Origin of the sequence: Tateyamaria pelophila, assembly GCF_019966495.1 — a bacterium.
Taxonomy (GTDB): domain Bacteria; phylum Pseudomonadota; class Alphaproteobacteria; order Rhodobacterales; family Rhodobacteraceae; genus Tateyamaria; species Tateyamaria pelophila.
On the sequence record NZ_JAIMIA010000100.1, the window covers coordinates 1 to 16,021 of the forward strand.

At 58.5% G+C, this 16,021-nt stretch carries 16 protein-coding genes; 11 read left to right on the forward strand and 5 right to left on the reverse strand.

Annotated features, from left to right (window positions below):
• Nucleotides 1–237: 237 nt before the first annotated feature.
• Nucleotides 238–426, forward strand: coding sequence for a hypothetical protein (locus tag LC354_RS21205; RefSeq protein WP_223427635.1), 189 nt, complete (start codon nucleotides 238–240; stop codon nucleotides 424–426).
• A gap of 43 nt (nucleotides 427–469) precedes the next feature.
• On the opposite strand, the gene LC354_RS21210 is transcribed toward LC354_RS21205, so the two are convergent.
• Both LC354_RS21210 and LC354_RS21215 read right to left on the reverse strand, forming a co-directional pair.
• Nucleotides 470–1,300, reverse strand: coding sequence for a carbon-nitrogen hydrolase family protein (locus LC354_RS21210; protein ID WP_223427636.1), 831 nt, complete (start codon nucleotides 1,298–1,300; stop codon nucleotides 470–472).
• A 33-nt stretch (nucleotides 1,301–1,333) separates the two neighbouring features.
• A complete protein-coding gene (locus tag LC354_RS21215; protein ID WP_223427637.1) occupies nucleotides 1,334–2,308 on the reverse strand; it encodes a LysR family transcriptional regulator in 975 nt (324 codons plus the stop codon).
• 123 nt (nucleotides 2,309–2,431) lie between these two features.
• Here LC354_RS21215 and LC354_RS21220 point away from each other — a divergent pair, with 123 nt between their 5' ends.
• From LC354_RS21220 to scpB, 8 genes are all read left to right on the forward strand, one after another.
• Complete coding sequence (locus LC354_RS21220) at nucleotides 2,432–3,766, forward strand: aminotransferase family protein (RefSeq protein ID WP_223427638.1); 1,335 nt, start codon at nucleotides 2,432–2,434, stop codon at nucleotides 3,764–3,766.
• A 2-nt stretch (nucleotides 3,767–3,768) separates the two neighbouring features.
• Entirely contained in the window at nucleotides 3,769–4,698 is a 930-nt protein-coding gene (locus LC354_RS21225; RefSeq protein ID WP_223427639.1) for a BKACE family enzyme, read from the forward strand.
• Nucleotides 4,699–4,700: 2 nt separating this feature from the next.
• Nucleotides 4,701–5,732: a histone deacetylase family protein gene (locus LC354_RS21230; RefSeq protein WP_223427641.1), complete on the forward strand. Its 1,032-nt coding sequence runs from the start codon at nucleotides 4,701–4,703 to the stop codon at nucleotides 5,730–5,732.
• Between the two features lie 203 nt (nucleotides 5,733–5,935).
• Entirely contained in the window at nucleotides 5,936–6,946 is a 1,011-nt protein-coding gene (gene dctP / locus LC354_RS21235) for a TRAP transporter substrate-binding protein DctP (RefSeq protein ID WP_223427644.1), read from the forward strand.
• A 73-nt stretch (nucleotides 6,947–7,019) separates the two neighbouring features.
• A complete protein-coding gene (locus LC354_RS21240; protein ID WP_223427645.1) occupies nucleotides 7,020–7,577 on the forward strand; it encodes a TRAP transporter small permease in 558 nt (185 codons plus the stop codon).
• Entirely contained in the window at nucleotides 7,574–8,866 is a 1,293-nt protein-coding gene (locus LC354_RS21245; RefSeq protein ID WP_223427646.1) for a TRAP transporter large permease, read from the forward strand. The genes LC354_RS21240 and LC354_RS21245 overlap by 4 nt, the downstream gene beginning before the upstream one ends.
• Before the next feature lie 618 nt (nucleotides 8,867–9,484).
• The gene (locus tag LC354_RS21250; protein WP_223427652.1) at nucleotides 9,485–10,375 is read left to right on the forward strand and encodes a DUF1403 family protein; all 891 of its coding nucleotides are present in this window, start codon (nucleotides 9,485–9,487) and stop codon (nucleotides 10,373–10,375) included.
• 3 nt (nucleotides 10,376–10,378) lie between these two features.
• Nucleotides 10,379–10,981, forward strand: coding sequence for an SMC-Scp complex subunit ScpB (gene scpB, locus LC354_RS21255; protein ID WP_223427656.1), 603 nt, complete (start codon nucleotides 10,379–10,381; stop codon nucleotides 10,979–10,981).
• A 61-nt stretch (nucleotides 10,982–11,042) separates the two neighbouring features.
• Here the strand turns inward: scpB and LC354_RS21260 are convergent, their stop codons facing one another.
• On the reverse strand, nucleotides 11,043–12,221 hold the full coding sequence (locus LC354_RS21260; RefSeq protein WP_223427657.1) for an iron-containing alcohol dehydrogenase: 1,179 nt from the start codon (nucleotides 12,219–12,221) through the stop codon (nucleotides 11,043–11,045).
• A 292-nt stretch (nucleotides 12,222–12,513) separates the two neighbouring features.
• On the opposite strand from LC354_RS21260, the gene LC354_RS21265 reads away from it, so the two are divergent.
• Entirely contained in the window at nucleotides 12,514–12,855 is a 342-nt protein-coding gene (locus tag LC354_RS21265; protein WP_223427658.1) for a c-type cytochrome, read from the forward strand.
• Between the two features lie 312 nt (nucleotides 12,856–13,167).
• Here LC354_RS21265 and LC354_RS21270 read toward each other — a convergent pair whose 3' ends face one another.
• Together LC354_RS21270 and LC354_RS21275 are read right to left on the reverse strand one after the other, a co-directional pair.
• A complete protein-coding gene (locus LC354_RS21270) occupies nucleotides 13,168–13,851 on the reverse strand; it encodes a fumarylacetoacetate hydrolase family protein (RefSeq protein ID WP_223427659.1) in 684 nt (227 codons plus the stop codon).
• Nucleotides 13,852–14,043: 192 nt separating this feature from the next.
• A complete protein-coding gene (locus LC354_RS21275; protein WP_223427660.1) occupies nucleotides 14,044–14,724 on the reverse strand; it encodes a FadR/GntR family transcriptional regulator in 681 nt (226 codons plus the stop codon).
• Nucleotides 14,725–14,865: 141 nt separating this feature from the next.
• On the opposite strand from LC354_RS21275, the gene LC354_RS21280 reads away from it, so the two are divergent.
• A complete protein-coding gene (locus LC354_RS21280) occupies nucleotides 14,866–15,792 on the forward strand; it encodes a fumarylacetoacetate hydrolase family protein (RefSeq protein ID WP_223427661.1) in 927 nt (308 codons plus the stop codon).
• Nucleotides 15,793–16,021 lie beyond the last annotated feature (229 nt).

The window sequence follows — 16,021 nt, forward strand, 5'->3', positions numbered from 1 at the left end:
CTGCCGGGGCACGCCTCGGCAGGGGCTCTCAGCGCAATCTCCAACTAAATTTCCAGACGTCAGGTTACAGTACCGCCTCGCGCAATACTCCCAGATCAGATCATGCCATATAAGAGGGGGTTCCCTTGGTGCTTACGCTATGGTCATGGTCGAGGAAGTTCAGCGATATCCTCAAACCCTGGTTCGCGCCGCGCCCGTCACATGTGGTGCCATCTTTGTTGATGCGGCAAAGCTGACATGGTCGGAGTTCCGAACGATCAAGGAAGCGGTTGCCAAGGATCCGGATTCTCTGTCTTTACGGCCTTGATGCAAGCCGGGCTTGGCCGCTTTCCGGTCGCGGGCCTCGACGACATGCAGATTGGGCGCCATTTCGATCCGGGAACTGTAAAAGAGCATGTGCCTGCACCGCTCAATACGGCGGCGTAGGCCAGAGAGGTTCCGGACGGCGGCTTTTGCCTCCATACAAAAGTCAAAGCACGCGGTAATCTGGCAACCTGTCCTTCAAGAACGTGTAGTCCGTTCGTGCCTGTACCTTTTGTTCCTTGGTGATCTCCACATGGCGAAACTCTTCGCCGGTCTCGGCAAAGTGGAGGGGCAGGGTATTTTCGTCCATCCAGGGAGGACAAAAGATCGAATTGCCCCAAGTCTTGCCGGCACGGTTCAACGACAGAAGAAACACCTGGTTTTCCATCGCCCGGGCGATGGCGAAGTTGTGCCAGGTCATGAAGGATTCGTCGCGGTAATAGGCACCGCAATGCAGGATCACATCGACGTCCCGATCGAGCGTCAGGACGCGGGAAAGCTCGGGAATTCTGATGTCATAGCAGATGATCGGAGCCAGGGTGAAGTCTTTGACCTTGAACGTGAATATGTGGTCACCGGCGGAAAAATATTCCTTTTCCATCGACGCCCCGTATTGGCACAGATGCAGCTTGTCATAATGCCCGATCAGCGTGCCATCCGGTGCGACCACGGCAATGGAGATATAGGTTTGGTCGCCGTCCCGCCGCGCAAAGCTGTATGAAACATAGACGCCCAATTCGAGCGCGACGGACTGCCACGTGTCAAAGGAGGGTCCGTCCAGAGGTTCGGAAAGGTCCGCAAGGGCGTCAAAGGCCGCGCGGGAATAGTCGATGCTCGAAAGTTCTGGCAGCACCACGAGGTCGGCGCGCGTTGTACGTAATTGCGCGCGCACTTTTGACGCGCTCTGCGCCAGATGTTTGTCGCGGGCCGCCGCGTCAGGTGTTGCGGGGACCTCGATCTGACAGGCCAGCACGGTCAGGGTGTCTTGTCCGGTCATCTGTCTCATGTCCTTTTGCAATCGGCGGGGCGGTCAGGTCTGGCTTTCGAGGTCATAACTGCGCTGCGCCAAAGGTTGAGTGGCGATCCGCGTCTGGAACATCTCAAGGATGGCAAGCTCCGCCCGGTTCAGGCGCGCCGTTTTGTGGTGCACCAGGTGAATATCGATGACCAGCGTATTTTCGAGCGGCGGCAAACGCCACAGCTTGCCGCGATCAACAAGCGGTTGCGCATAGTGAACGGGCAGGGGGCCAAACCCGAGACCCGCAACGATCATCCTTTGCGCCTCTCCCAGGTCGGACGTGTATCCGATCACCTTGTTGTCGAGCTTGTGCTGTGCCCGTAACAACGCCACGGGCCGCAACGCATCCCAAAGCTGATCGGTCCTGAAGGAAACGGAGGCGTGGTCGCGCATGTCATCGATGCTCAAGTCCTGTCGGCCAAAGAGGGGATGACCCGGGCCGCAATAGAACCCGAAACAGGACCTGTAGAGGACATCGTAATGCAGGTTGGGGTTTGGATCATGCATGAGGCAGACGCCAAAGCTGGCGGACTTGTCCAGCACGGCCTCTTGCACGGCTTTGCTGGACATCACTTCGAGGTCGAAACCCACTTCGGGGTTCTGGCGGTGAAAATCCGACAGAACCTGATCAAAGAAGTCATTGACGACGCCGCTGACCAAGGCGAGCTTCAACGTGCCGGTCACCACGTCCTCGGTGCCTTGAGTTCTTTGAATTGTGCGCACGAGATTGCCGAAAATGTCGAGGCATTCGCGGTACAGGGTTTCGCCTGCGGGAGTTATGCGAAAATGCGATGGGCCGCGATCGATCAACTGGGTGCCCAGCCGCGTCTCCAGCCGTTGCAGCGCCTGACTGACCGAGGGTTGACGCCGCATCAGGCGTTTGGCCGCGCCGGTAATGCTGCGGTCTTGCACGACGAACATGAAGGTGCGCAGCAGGTTCCAATCCAGTTCCCGGATCAGCTTTTCAAGATCTTGGATATCTTTCATTGATTTGACCAATGATCATTATAAACGTTATCTATTTGCACTATGAGCCGGAAAATCTCAACCCTGTTGCATACCCAAGCGCGGTGATTGCGCCGACGCGTCGCCTGAAACAGAAAGACACCTGTGAAAACATCCAACCTGTTTTATCAAAGCCGGTCCCGCCGCCCGGAAGTGGATCGTGCGGAAGGCATCTATATCTGGGCCAAGGACGGCGCGCGTTATATTGACGGGTCGTCCGGCGCGATGGTCAGCAATATCGGGCATTCCAACCCCAACGTTCTGGCGGCCATGAAAGCGCAGATGGACAGCGCCACATTCGCTTATCGGCTGCATTTCGAAAACAGTGCGGCAGAGGATCTGGCGCGGTCGATTGCCGATCGCATGCCCGATGGGCTGAACCGTGTGTTCTTTGTCTCTGGCGGGTCCGAGGCGATGGAGTCTTGTGTCAAGTTTGCGCGGCAATGGGCCGTGGCCACCGGGCAGTCCGGTCGGTGGAAGGTGATATCGCGGTTTCCATCTTATCACGGTTCGACCTTGGGGGCGTTATCAATCACGGGCTACGGGCCATTGACGGATGCGTTCGCGCCGATGTTCAAGGAAATGCCCAAAATTCCCGCGCCGACCTGCTATCTGGATCGGGACAACCTGACGGATGAGGAACGCGGCCTCAAATATGCCGAGATGTTGCGCGACGAGATTCTCGCGCAAGGCTCCGATACTGTGCTGGCCTTTGCGATGGAGCCGGTGGGCGGGGCGTCGACCGGGGCGTTGGTCGCACCGGACAGCTACTATGCCCGAATCCGCGAGATTTGCGATGAATTCGGCGTGCTGCTGATCATGGATGAGGTGATGTCGGGCGTCGGGCGAACCGGCAAGTTCATGGCGTCCGAACACTGGAACATTCGCGCAGATCTGGTGGCCGTCTCCAAGGGGTTCGGTGCAGGCTATGTGCCCCTGGGTGCGATGATTGCCGATCAGCGCATGGTCGACACCGTGCTGGATGCCGGAGGCTTTGCGCACGGGCACACCTATGCGGGCAATCCGCTCGCCTGTGCGGCCGGTCTGGCGGTTCTGCAAGAAATCGACCGGCTTGACCTGATGGCGAACGCGGCCGCGATGGGCGATGTGTTGATGTCGGGGCTGCGCGATCTGATGGATCGTTATGAATTTATCGGTGACGTACGGGGCAAGGGGTTGCTGACGGCGTTCGAGATGGTTTCCGACCGCGAAACGATGGCGCCCTTGCCAAAATCGCTGAACGCCTACGAGCGGTTCCTCGAGATTTGTTACGCGCGCCATTTGATTACCTATTCCCGGCGCACGCGTGGCGGGATCGACGGGGATCACTTTCTGATCTGTCCGCCGATGATCGTAACGCATCCGCAGGTGGATGAAATTCTGAACATATTGGACGACAGCCTGGCGGTGTTTGCCCAAGAATGCGGGTTGGAGGCCTGACCATGCCAAAGAAGATTATTCTCACCTGTGCGGTGACCGGATCGATCCATACCCCCAGCATGAGCCCGCATTTGCCGGTCACGCCCGATGAAATCGCAACCTCGGCCATCGCGGCGGCAGAGGCGGGCGCGTCGATCCTGCACTTGCACGCACGCGATCCCGAGAGCGGGCGCCCCAGTTCCGATATCGCGGTGTTTCGTCAGTTCCTGCCGCGGATCAAGGATGCAACCGATGCCGTGATCAACCTGACCACCGGCGGCAGTTCGCAAATGACAGTCGAGCAGCGATTGTCCGCCCCGGCGGAACTTGCTCCGGAAATGTGTTCGCTGAACATGGGATCCATCAACTTCGGGCTCTTTCCGATGAAGGATCGCTATCAGGAGTGGAAGCATGATTGGGAGGAAACCTTTCTTGAAAACACTCGGGACACGGTTTTCAAAAATACCTTCCATGACATCGAAACCGTATTTCGGATGCTGGGCGATGCAGGCGGCGCGCGGTTTGAATTGGAATGCTACGATGTGGGTCACATCCAGACGGTCGCGTATTACCTGGCCCAGAACCGGCTCAAGGCGCCCATCTTCCTGCAATTCGTCATGGGTGTTCTGGGAGGCATTGATGCCAGTCCGCACAGCCTGATGATGATGAAGGACACCGCTGATCGGCTGCTGGGCGACGCCTATCAATTCTCCGTTCTGGCAGCAGGGCGGCAACAGATGCCGCTTGGCACCATGAGCGTGATCCTTGGGGGCAATGTGCGTGTGGGGCTCGAAGACAGCCTGATGATCGGACGCGGTGAGCTTGCCGTGAGCAATGCCCAGCAGGTCGGCAAGATACGCAGAGTGTTGGAAGAGCTGGGGTATGAGATCGCAACTCCGGATGAGGCGCGCGCGATGCTGGCGCTGAAGGGTGCCGACAAGGTGGGGTTCTAGGAATGAAAGTCTTCTCGGACCAGCCGCGACAAAACCAGCACGACCCCAGCGGGTTTCTGGTGAATGGCGTCATGCAGCCCAATCCCGAAAAGCCGGAGCGTATCGCACGCCTTCTTGCAGGCGTGGCGCAAGGTGGGCACGCGGTGCACGTGCCCCACGATCACGGTCTTGGCCCGATTGCCGCCGTGCACACCCCGGCCTATGTCAAGTTCCTGTCCACGGTCTATGACCGCTGGAAACGCATCCCTGATGCAGCCCCCGAGATTTTCCCGAACATTCACCCGGATCGGCGCACGGCCAGCTATCCCCTGTCCGCCGTGGGGCAGGCCGGGTTTCACATCACCGATATGTCTTGCCCCATAACCGAACATACATGGGATGCCGTCTATGCGTCGGCGCAATGCGCGGTGTCGGCCGCAAGTGCAGTTCTTGACGGCGAAAAGGTGGCCTATGCGCTGTGCCGTCCGCCGGGGCATCATTGCTTTGCTGATCTGGCCGGAGGCTTTTGCTACCTCAACAACAGCGCGATCGCGGCCCAGGTTCTGCGCCGCGCGCATGACCGGGTGGCGATCATTGATGTGGACCTGCACCATGGCAACGGCACGCAGGGCATTTTTTATGACCGCAATGATGTGTTTACGGTGTCGATCCATGCAGATCCTGCCCGGTTTTATCCTTTTTTCTGGGGCCATGCGCATGAGGTGGGCGAGGGCGCGGGCCACGGATACAACCTGAACATCCCGCTGCCGCGTGGCACGGGAGATGAAGGGTTTCTGGCGGGCCTGTCGGCGGGGCTGGACCATGTCCGGGCCTTTGCCCCCACTGCCGTCGTGATCGCGCTCGGCCTCGATAGTTTCGAAGGCGATCCCTTTGGCGGGTTGGCCGTTTCAACGCCGGGGTTTGCACAGATGGCAGGCCTGCTGGCGGCTCTCGAACTGCCATCGGTGATCGTGCAGGAGGGTGGATATCTTTGCGACGCTTTGGGGGACAATCTCCATGCGTTCCTGAATGGATTTGAAGAATCTGCGGTTTAGGAATCGGCTATTTTTCAGCGATCCACGAGATTCTTTGCTCAAAAAAGCATCCGAATCCTAAATTTTAACAATGAAAACCAATACGTTATAGAGCAATCCTTAAAAAACGTAAGTTTATTCTAGAATGCCCGGAGCCTGTATGGGACGGTGCGGCGGTAACCAACTCCGAAGCGAGTGAAAAAAATCAAGAGGGAGAAAACTCAATGAATATCACAAATTTTACAAAGATCGTGACAGTCGGCGCGCTTGGTGCGCTGATGTCAACATCAGCGATGGCCGAAGACACGACATTGCGTTTTGCCGGTGTCTTCCCGATTGACCACCAGGGCACAAAAATGATGGAGCAGGTGGCAGCGGACGTGGCAGCCGCTGACGTCGGTCTGACGATCAATGTCTTCCCGGCCAACCAGTTGGGATCGGGCGAGGCCCTGTTCGAGGACGTCGCACGCGGTAACATTGATCTGGCAGCGGCATTTATCTACGCGGATACCGATCCGCGTCTTGAATTCCTGTCGATGCCGTTCCTCGTCGGTGGCTGGGAAGACATGGACACCATCATGCGCGATCTGGATTCCGAATATAACCAGATCCTTCAGGAAATCACGACGGATTACGGCGTGAAAATCCTCGCCCAGAACCCGGAAGGCTTCGTCGGCATCGTTGCCACGCAAGAGCCGACCAACTGGAACACCTTTGAAGACAAAGGCATGAACATTCGGGTGTGGTCGTCCAACGTTGTGAAATCCATGGTGGAATCTCTCGGCTTTCAGGCAACGACAATGGCATGGGGCGATATTTTCCCGGCGATCCAGTCGGGCATCGTGGATGGCGCGATCTGCTGTACAAAAACGGCGACCTATTCGATCTTTGCCCAGTCTGATGTCGGCACCCATTTCGTCGAGTATAATTCGATCTCCGAACTGACGACTTTCTACGCGTCGCAACGCTCGCTTGACAAACTGACCGAGGAACAGCGCGACGTCTTGCAGACAGCCATGACCAAAGCCTCCGACGATTTCTTTGCCTATAACCGCGAGAATGACGAGGTCTATGCACAGCGTCTGATCGACAGTGGCTATACGATCTTGCGTCTGAACGAAGAAGAACAAGCCGCGATGGCCGCACATGTTCAAGAGGAAATCTGGCCGTTGATGGCAGATAGCGTTGGTCAGGATATCATCGACCGGCTCCTCGCAGCCAAGAACGGAAGCTAAGAATACCAAGGGTCGGCAAAATCTGCCGGCCCTTTTTTCAGGTCTTGAGACGAAGATGAGAGGAAGGGTGGGCATGGTCAATATTACCGATGAACTGCCAAGGGTGATCGGTACGCCCATGAACTGGATGCTGTGGGTCATGAAGGTGATCGTGACATTCTCAGGGTTCCTGATGGCCTTTGCCTTCGGCGCCGTCGTCGTGATCCGATACGGGTTCGGGGGCGACCTGTTCGCTTACGAGGAATGGCTTCTGGCGATCAGCATTGTCGGCTTTTTCGCCGGTGCCGTGCTCGCATCCGAGCGCAATCTGCACATCAACGCCGACATCCTGAGCATCGTGATCCAGGACAGCAGATTGATCTGGTGGCGCGGTTTTGTCGTGCTGCTGATTGAACTGTCGGTCACGCTCTTCATCGTCTATGCGTGCTACATCTCCCTGCTTGACGACTTTTCCTTTCCGCGGTTGCGGGCGACGCCCGTCCTGCGCATTCCGTTTGTGTCGTGGCGGATTGCAATCATGGTTGCCTTCAGCTTCATGGCGATGTTCTCGGCGGCGCATCTCTATGTTCATATCCGCATAGGTCTGGGCCTTCCCCTGAAGTCCGATACCGCTGAGGGGACCGCCCAATGATTATCACAGGAAGTCTGATTATCGTCTGTGTGATGCTGCTGCTGGGCGTCAGCGTCTATGTAGCTTTCGGATCGGTCCTGATCTTCATCGCGCTTGTCGGGGACCAGTCGATCTCGGGCTATCTGCCGACAGGAGCGACCGGGATCCGGTCGCTGGTGCTCTTGGCGATCCCGCTCTTCATGATTGCCGGTGGCATCATGGAGAAAGGCCGGATTGCCGCTCCGCTTGTGTCGCTGGCAGAGATGTTCATCGGCCATGTCAAGGGCGGTCTGAGCGCGGCCGGGGTTCTGGCCTGTGGGATCTTCGGGTCAATCTCGGGCAGTGCGAACGCGACGCTGACCTGCATCGGCGGCATCATGATGCCTCACCTGAAAAAGGCGAATTACCCGGCCGGCCAGTCCGCCGCGCTGATCGTTTCTGCAAGCCCCCTGGGATTGTTGATCCCGCCCAGTTCGTCGCACATCCTGTATGGCTGGATCGCACAGCAACACGTGCTGAAGTGCTTTTTGTCCACGGTCATTCCCGCGATCATTCTGATCACGCTGCTGATCATAACCAACCAGTTCATGCTGCGTAAATATGACAATATCCAGCTCCGGGAGCGGCCAAGCCCGTTCATGCCCGCGCTGTTGGGTCAGGGCCGTCTGGCGGGGCCCGCGCTCATGATGCCTGTTATCATTCTGGGTGGCATCTATGGCGGCATCATGACCCCGACAGAGGCCGCAGGCATCGCGGTGGTCTATGCGATCCCGATTGCGATCTATTTCTATCGCGGCCTGACGTGGAGAACGCTGGCTCAGACCATCCAGACGTCCGGTGTGACGATCGGTGTGGTGATGGTCATGATCTTCATGGTGTTGATCGTCTCCGACAACCTGATCGCGCAGGGTGCGCCGCAATTGGCCAAAGACATGGTCTATTCCGTGTCCGACAATCCGATCGTGATCCTGTTGATGATCAATGTCGTGATGATCCTGATCGGGATGCTGATGGACGACATCTCGGGCCTGTTGCTGGCAACGCCGATCCTGCTGCCGATTGCTCAAAGCGTCGGCGTCGATCCGATCCACTTTGCGGCCATCATCGGGGTCAACCTCGGCATGGCGAACATCACGCCACCCACGGCGCCTTTGCTGTATCTGGGTGCGCAGATCTGTGATGTGCCAGTGTCCCGCATGCTGTGGCCCACACTGGTGTTCATCGTTTTTGCCTGGCTGCCGACGCTGATGCTGACGACCTTTGTGCCTGAACTGGCGCTGTGGTTGCCTGATCTTCTGATCAGCCGGTAGATCGACCTGCCTCAAACGGAAAAACGGCATCCCATGGTGGGATGCCGTTTTTTTTAGTGATGTGTTTTCTTGTCGAAGGTTTGCGTGTTCAGCGAAGGGTTGCCCGTTCGATCCGAGCCGGCGCTGCCGTCTCGATCAGTGCGTGTACATCCAGGCGTGCACGCCGATAAACACCGCGGTTATCGCGATAAAGCTCGCGATCGCCAAAGCGTCTCTTACTTGTTTTGTCATGATCCTGATCCTAGGGGGATATCTGTTATGTCCGCCAGATAGGCATAGGAGCGGGAGCTGACCACCACCTATTCGCGCATAGGTGCCTTGCGAAGCCTGCATGCCTCAAACCGCTGTAACGGCGTCCGAAGACGTTGAAGGTCAGTACAGTGTCTCAGGCCCGGTTTCATTTTCTTGGGTGGCGGCGCGGTCTATTTCAGCGGTTTGGCAGGGGGCATTTGGCACGCATTTTATTTCTGGCTGCCGCTGCTGAATAATTTGCATCTGAGGCCAAGGATCGGGCAGGCGATTTGGACATGATGACGCGCGGTTTCAATGACCTGCAAGGCAGGGCGGTTCGCGTACAATATTGTGGTGTAAAACGCCGTTAGCGTTTACGGATGTGCCATGACTTCTGCGCTGCCGGATTCTTTGCAAGACTTGGAAACTTTGCCTCGGATGCCTGCCTGGGTCGGCTCCGGGCGCGCTGAAACCCTGTGCGATGCGGCGTTTTGTTCGGGGGCCGCGCTGGCACATCTGCATATCGTCCTGCATCGGGAGGCGGTGCCCCAAAACCTGTTGCGTGCGCGGCTTGCCTTGCAAGCTGCCGAGGTCTGTGTCGGATTTTCCGGCCGCCCGGAACGGGCAGGGGACTTGCGCGATGCTGTCCATCTGCTCCGCCCCGGCGATTTGCCCGGACCGGCGGGAGAGATTTACCTGACCTGGCGCCGCGCAATTGAACGCCGCGTGTCGATCAAGGTCTTGCACCGCGTATTGCCGCAAAGGGACGCCAACCAGATCGCGGTTTGGATGGACGCCGGGCAAGGCGGCCCCGTTGCCCGCAGCGCATCCGTATTGGCAGCCGTTCTGATGCAGGATCCACGGGCCGAGACCGACGCCGTGCTTCTTGCCGATGCCGCTCTGTCGCAAGCCTTGGGTTGGTCGCATGTTGTTCCGCTGCTGTCCTTTGGTCTCAAGCGGGCCGATCTGCGCAAGCGCGAGGCAGACTTGCAACACGCGTGCCATCGGGCGGCAACGGCGTCGGCGGCTGTGGCGCTGCAGATGGCGGCGGATCTGGGGCGCAAAGCCGCGCGTCTGAACGCAATTGCGCCGAAACTGCGGGCAAAAGGGGCAGGGGCTGCGGTCGAGATGTTTCTGACCCGCGATGCGGTGGCACCTGCCGCGCTCACGTCGCTGAACTCGGATCGCGCCGCGCGGCGGTTCTGTGATCGAATGGTGGCCTTGGGCGTTGCGCGCGAATTGACCGGGCGCGACAGTTTCCGGCTTTATGGCGTTTGATAAATGTCGAAACGCGCAACAGTTGATTTTGATCGGGAGTTGGCAGACTTGCCTGCCGAACTCCGCTGGCGCGAATGGATGCGCCGGATCGAGGCGGTGCTGTTTGCCAGCGCGTCGCCCGTTGCGCCTCAGGATCTGGCTCGGATCGTGGGGCAGGGCGCTTCTGTTGACCTTTTGATCGAGGATCTGGCGGCAGATCTGGAGGGTCGGTCATTCGAACTGGCCCGTTCGGCGGGGGGCTGGATATTGCGTACCCGGCAGGCCTATGCGCCGGCGATCCGTGCAGCGGCAGATGTGAGCGCGCAAGACCTCGATCTGCGTGCGTTTGACGTGGCCGTGCTCGCGGCCGTCGCCTATCACCAGCCGATCACCCGCGACGGGTTGAAGGATATCTTTGGCAAGGAGATCAGCCGCGACCTGATCGGGCGCTTACATGCGCGCGAGCTGATCGGCACCGGGCCCCGGAGCCCGCGCCGTGGCGCACCGCTCACCTTTGTGACGACCGAGAAGTTTCTGACCGCGTTCGGGCTGGACAGTCTGCGCGATTTGCCCGACCGCGAACAGTTGGAGGATGCGGGGATCGCAAAGTCACCGTCCGTCCTTTGAACTGGCCCCGCAGTGCGGCGGGTCGCCCCCATTGCACACCCGGCCAAAGACTTGAAATCCGTCACCAAATATCGCGATAGAGCTGCACGATTTCGTCTTGCGTTGGGATGCGGGGATTGTTTTGCGGCGACCCGGAGGCAAGGGCCTGCGCCGCCATCAATTCGAATATCGCAGGCTTGGCCGCATGCCCCAGACTGCTAGGGCTCGGCACTTTCAGATCAGCGTTCAGGACTGTCAGGTTTTCGACAAGCCTCTCGCAGGCGGTCGCGTCCGTATCGTGATCCCGCGCCCAGTCCATCACCCGCGCGCAGGTGGCATAGCGCGCTTGGGCCGCGCCGATGGAAAACTGTGTGACCTTCGGCAAGAGCATCGCGTTCGACAAACCGTGGGCCACGTGAAAATGCGCGCCGATGGGGCGGCTCATCCCGTGGACCAATGCGACCGATGCGTTGGAAAAGGCCATGCCAGCCTGCGCCGCAGCCAGCATCAAGGCGCTGCGCGCCGTTGCGTTTTCCGGCTCTGCGCAGGCCATACGGACGTGTTTGGCAATCGCTGGCATCGCGGCAAGCGCAAAGCCATCGGCATAGGGAAATGCCTTGCGGCTGACCAAGGCTTCCATTGCGTGGGTCAGGCTGTCGACAGCGGTATCGGCCGTGATCCGCCACGGTTTGGTGGTCGTGAAGGTCCAGTCGATCAGCGCGGCGGTGGCCACGCAGGCCAGACCGGAGAGGTTGTATTTCTCTGGTTGCGCCGTATCCGTGATCACGCACCAGCGTGTCAGTTCCGAGCCGGTCCCGCCTGTGGTCGGGATCAGGATCACCGGTGGGCCACAACGATCAATCTGGACCGGGGCCTTGTAGTCGCGGACGTGGCCTGGATTGACGCTCATGAAACTGATCGCCTTGGCCGTGTCCATCGGACTGCCGCCACCCAGCCCGATGATGCAGTCAAAATCGCCGTTTCGAAATGCAGCAAGACCTGCATCGACGCAGGTGTCCGTCGGATCTTCGACGACATCGTCAAACAAGCGCCAGTCAACGCGCTCGGCATCCAGAACATCCGTGACGGTTTGCACATGACCCAGCGCCACAAGGTTGGTATCCGTGACGATCAGGGGGCGCGCCACGCCCAGTTGTGCCATGACCTCGCCAACCTCGCGGGCCACACCGCCGCCGATGCGAATGATGCGGGGGGATTGCACGCGTCCAATTGCACCTGGCTGCATCGGTACTCTCTCCATATGGTGTATCCGTATGTTTCCATACCGGCTGTGCCCAAGGGTTGATACGGCTTTTGCGGAACATCTCTGGAAAACCGGTCATGATGCGCGGCAGTTGCAGCATAAATCGGCCGCTTTCAGTCCTGATCGGGTTGGTTTACATTGTTTTTCAGGCGCAGAGCAGCGCAGGATAGGCAAACAAAACAAATCGGGTGAAATTATGCGGGCCACCACCTTTCGGTTTTTGACGTACAGCAGTGTGATGCTTGGACTTTCGGGGTGCATTGAGGCCCTTGCGCCGTCTGACGCCGTTATGCCCGACGCATCGGACGGGGCGGCCTTTTTTGCCGAAAACTGTACTGCGTGCCATGGCAGCACGGGCAAGGGCGACGGCCCGCTGACTGCGCAATTGCCCGTAGCACCTCGGGACCTGACGACCCTGAGCCGGGACAACGGCGGGACGTTCCCCACGGCTCAGGCTCTGAGTTATGTGTACGGTGATCCTGAGCAGGGGCATCTGGCACGGGTCATGCCGGAGTTTGCAGATGCGATGTCTCTGGATCTGGTGCCACTCGAAGTGGATGGCGTATTGACGCCGACGCCCAGAGCCTTGGCCGGATTGCTGTTCTATCTTGAGAGCATTCAGCAGCCCTGACGGTGGAAGTGTCGGCCTGAAATAGCCGGTCCGATCGCGCCAACGTTCAACCAGGCGACGCTGTCACCACCGAGCCCAGCGTGATTTGCGCGTATCCGGACGAGGTGTTTCAAACCAATGCGATGCAGGCGCGATGACGTTTCGTGATGGTCGAATTCATCGTATTGCCGCCGGTGGACCCAAGGCATGATCCACCGCTGTCATCAGGTCGGTCAGGCCGCGACGCGTCCCTACGGGCGCCTTGCGGTCTGCCTTTTCATGATGGGATTGCTGCAAAGTCGGAACACAGCACCGATTTTTCGGATAGAACGGCTAGACCACTTTGACGGTGAGTACGCCAACGCCTTCGATCGTCGCTTCCATCGTGTCCCCGCGTTCAATGGCATTCACGCCCGATGGGGTCCCGGCCATGATGACGTCACCGGCCTTGAGCTCGAAATATTCCGACAGGTAGGAGATCATTTCAGGGACCTTCCAGATCATCTGGTTCAGGTCGCCTTCCTGACGGACGTCGCCGTTGACCAGCAAGGTGACGCTCCCCTGATCGGGATGTCCGATGTCAGAGGCCGGGATCAGCGGCCCGACCGGGCCAGAGCGTTCAAACGCCTTGCCGATTTCCCACGGACGGCCCATCTTTTTGGCTTGGCCCTGCAGGTCGCGGCGGGTCATGTCGAGCGAGACGCCATAGCCCCAGACGTGGTCGAGCGCCTGATCCAGCGGGATGTTCGTGCCGCCGGATTTCAAGCCGACCAGCAATTCGATCTCGTGATGAACATCCGTACTGTGAGGCGGGTAGGGGAATTCGCCCGACGCGTCCAGATTGTCAGGGTTTTTCTGAAAGAAGAACGGTGGCTCCCGGTCGGGATCGTGGCCCATTTCGACAGCGTGGGCCGCAAAATTGCGACCAATGCAATACACGCGCCGTACCGGGAACGTCCCGCCACCAGCGGTGGGAATGGTATGAACCTCTGGCGCTGGAATGACGTTTTCTGACATTTCTTTCCTCCTGAGCGGTTGATGGCCGAACGTCTGGTCGCGGACGGAATGAATGGTCCGGGACCGAAAGCCGCGCATGTGTGGCCTGATGCGACTGTTGTCAGAGTAATCGCGAAGTTGTCCTGCTGTTTGCAAGAGCAACAGACGAAATGCGGGCAACCATTTCGCGAATTGGTCGACTTTATCGGCGCGTTACAGGCCCTTTGGAATGCTCTCGGGCAATGTGCGGGAATAGACGGATTGCAGGTGTCCGCGCATCGCCTGGGCCGCAAGGTCACCATCTCCGGCGGCAATCGCAGACACGATGACATCGTGTTCGCGGAAACTGCAATAATTGTCCGGCGGTTTCAGTGTAAGCCGGGGTTGTCCCCACACGATCGACCGCCGCACCGAGTTCAACGTTTCGAAAAAATACAGGAACAGCTGGTTGCGCGTGGCCCGTGCGATGGCGTGATGCAGGTTGTTGTCCCAGGCTTCATAGGTGCGCCAATCCTCGGCGGTCTGGCACTTCTTTGCACAGAGTTTCATTTGTTCCCGGTCCGACCGTGTGGCGTGGGACGCAGCAAGGCGGCACAACTCGGGCTCGATGTTGAAGCGGACGGCGACAACCTGCGCAGGCTTGATCTGATCCCCGAGATAGGTGACGTCCTGCAAGTTCAGAACGGGCCTTGATCCGACAAAGGTGCCGCGCCCGACATGCCGCCAAATCAGCCCCTGCGCCTCGAGTTCCGCCAGAGCGCGGCGCAGTTGGTTGCGTTTGGTACCCAGCATTTCGCACAATTCACGTTCTGGCGGAACGCGATCGTTGTGCCGGTATCCTGCGTTCTCGATCATTTCGCGCAATCTGGCTGCGAGGCCGGTCAGTTCAGTCATTTTTCCGCCCAATTCGGGGATTGGTTGATTGATCGAAACGATAATTGGACAAATTACTAAAGGGAAGAGTCGGTGTGGCCCATGAGTCGAATGCTTGAATGTGTCGGCCGCCCGGCGGAATAAATCGAGGGAGGAAGCCCAGTGCGGCTGGCAACAATTTCATCGGATGGCAATCCCGTCTGCGTCGCAATTCTGACCGACGGTCGCATGCTTGATATTGCGAAAGCGACGGGAGGCCTGTCGGGTCAGGACGCAGAGGCGCTGCGTTTTGAAACCATGCAACAATTGGTTGAGGCTGGCCCGGCGGCGCAGGATCGGTTGCGTGACGTGGTTGCCGAAGCCGAGGCAGGTCAACATTCCGAGGCTGTGATACCCGCGGGCGCGCCGTTGATGGCGCCGATCCCGGTGCCGCGCAAAAATGTGTTTTGTGTCGGGCGGAATTACGCCGAGCATATTGCAGAAGGTGACCGCGCTCAGAAGCAAAAGGTCGGTGTCACCGAATACCCGGTGTTCTTTACCAAGCCGCCCACGTCCATCGTGGCACCTGACGGCGACGTGTTGATCTTTCCTTCGGTCTCCGAGTCGATCGACTACGAGGTCGAACTGGCGGTCATCATTGGCAAAGCGGGTCGCAATATTGCCAAGGCGGATGCATTCGATCACGTTTTCGGCTATACAATACTGAACGATATCACCGCGCGCGATATTCAGCGCCGACACGGCGGGCAGTATTTCAAGGGCAAGGGATTGGACGGATCCTGCCCGCTGGGCCCTGTCATCGTGACGGCCGATGCGATCAGCGATCCGCACGCGTTGTCCATCGGTCTGACGGTGAACGGTGAACAACGCCAAGACGGTAAAACGTCGGACATGATTTTCGACATACCGACGTTGATTGCGTCGCTGTCCGAAGGCCTGACCCTTGAGCCCGGCGACATCATCGCCACCGGCACACCATCTGGCGTCGGCTATGCGATGGAGCCTCCGAAGTTCCTCAAGGATGGCGACACGGTAATATGCGAGGTTTCGGAAATCGGCACGCTCAGGAATACTGTGCGCGCCGTTTAAGGCCTTGACCGCAGAAGACAGCGGCAACGAGGCGAAATACTCTAGGGAGGAGTGACTACCATGATGAATAGAAGAACGTTTACAGCATCTTTACTTTCCACCTAATGGATCGAAGCCACCGGCTTCTAGCCGGTCCGCTTCAGCGAATCTTTCTCTGATCTTCTCTCCTGAATTTTGAAACCCGCTGTGGCGGTATGGTTTCAAAATTCAGGAGAGAAGATCATGCGTT

What these genes read in the sequence shown, in the direction of transcription:
- LC354_RS21205 (WP_223427635.1), top strand. Translation starts at nt 238, where the DNA reads ATGGTCGGAGTTCCGAACGATCAAGGAAGCGGTTGCCAAGGATCCGGA.
- LC354_RS21210 (WP_223427636.1), bottom strand. Translation starts at nt 1,300, where the DNA reads ATGACCGGACAAGACACCCTGACCGTGCTGGCCTGTCAGATCGAGGTC.
- LC354_RS21215 (WP_223427637.1), bottom strand. Translation starts at nt 2,308, where the DNA reads ATGAAAGATATCCAAGATCTTGAAAAGCTGATCCGGGAACTGGATTGG.
- LC354_RS21225 (WP_223427639.1), top strand. Translation starts at nt 3,769, where the DNA reads ATGCCAAAGAAGATTATTCTCACCTGTGCGGTGACCGGATCGATCCAT.
- LC354_RS21230 (WP_223427641.1), top strand. Translation starts at nt 4,701, where the DNA reads ATGAAAGTCTTCTCGGACCAGCCGCGACAAAACCAGCACGACCCCAGC.
- dctP (WP_223427644.1), top strand. Translation starts at nt 5,936, where the DNA reads ATGAATATCACAAATTTTACAAAGATCGTGACAGTCGGCGCGCTTGGT.
- LC354_RS21240 (WP_223427645.1), top strand. Translation starts at nt 7,020, where the DNA reads ATGGTCAATATTACCGATGAACTGCCAAGGGTGATCGGTACGCCCATG.
- LC354_RS21245 (WP_223427646.1), top strand. Translation starts at nt 7,574, where the DNA reads ATGATTATCACAGGAAGTCTGATTATCGTCTGTGTGATGCTGCTGCTG.
- LC354_RS21250 (WP_223427652.1), top strand. Translation starts at nt 9,485, where the DNA reads ATGACTTCTGCGCTGCCGGATTCTTTGCAAGACTTGGAAACTTTGCCT.
- scpB (WP_223427656.1), top strand. Translation starts at nt 10,379, where the DNA reads ATGTCGAAACGCGCAACAGTTGATTTTGATCGGGAGTTGGCAGACTTG.
- LC354_RS21260 (WP_223427657.1), bottom strand. Translation starts at nt 12,221, where the DNA reads ATGGAGAGAGTACCGATGCAGCCAGGTGCAATTGGACGCGTGCAATCC.
- LC354_RS21265 (WP_223427658.1), top strand. Translation starts at nt 12,514, where the DNA reads ATGCCCGACGCATCGGACGGGGCGGCCTTTTTTGCCGAAAACTGTACT.
- LC354_RS21270 (WP_223427659.1), bottom strand. Translation starts at nt 13,851, where the DNA reads ATGTCAGAAAACGTCATTCCAGCGCCAGAGGTTCATACCATTCCCACC.
- LC354_RS21275 (WP_223427660.1), bottom strand. Translation starts at nt 14,724, where the DNA reads ATGACTGAACTGACCGGCCTCGCAGCCAGATTGCGCGAAATGATCGAG.